This window comes from Pseudoalteromonas sp. S4492 (genome assembly GCF_005886115.1).
GTDB classification, from domain to species: domain Bacteria; phylum Pseudomonadota; class Gammaproteobacteria; order Enterobacterales; family Alteromonadaceae; genus Pseudoalteromonas; species Pseudoalteromonas gelatinilytica.
The window spans coordinates 1-316 of record NZ_PNCP01000351.1; the positions used below are offsets into that span (position 1 = coordinate 1).

A 316-nucleotide genomic window follows, 5' to 3' on the forward strand; every position below is an offset into this window, starting at 1 on the left:
TTCCATTGATTGCCAACAACCTGATTAATAGCATTACCCTGGCAACCAACAGCAGCATGATTCTCGCCGACAAGGCCATAGCCGGATTCACCGTTAAGGAAGCTCATATCAAGGAAACATTGAGCCGTAATCCAGTGCTGGTCACTGCCCTGAACCCAGTGATTGGTTATATGCAGGCGGCAGAAATTGCCAAACAGGCGTATCGCGAAAAACGTCCTGTACTGGAAGTAGCCAAGGAAAAAACCGGTATGTCGGAAGAGGCTTTGAAAAAGTTTCTGGATCCGAGCCGAGCTACGAAAGGTGGCATTGCAAAATG

General features: G+C 48.1%; 1 pseudogene. It reads left to right on the top strand.

Annotated elements, in window-relative coordinates:
• Positions 1-316, top strand: a pseudogene (aspA, locus tag CWC28_RS21795) (aspartate ammonia-lyase); the annotation flags it as partial.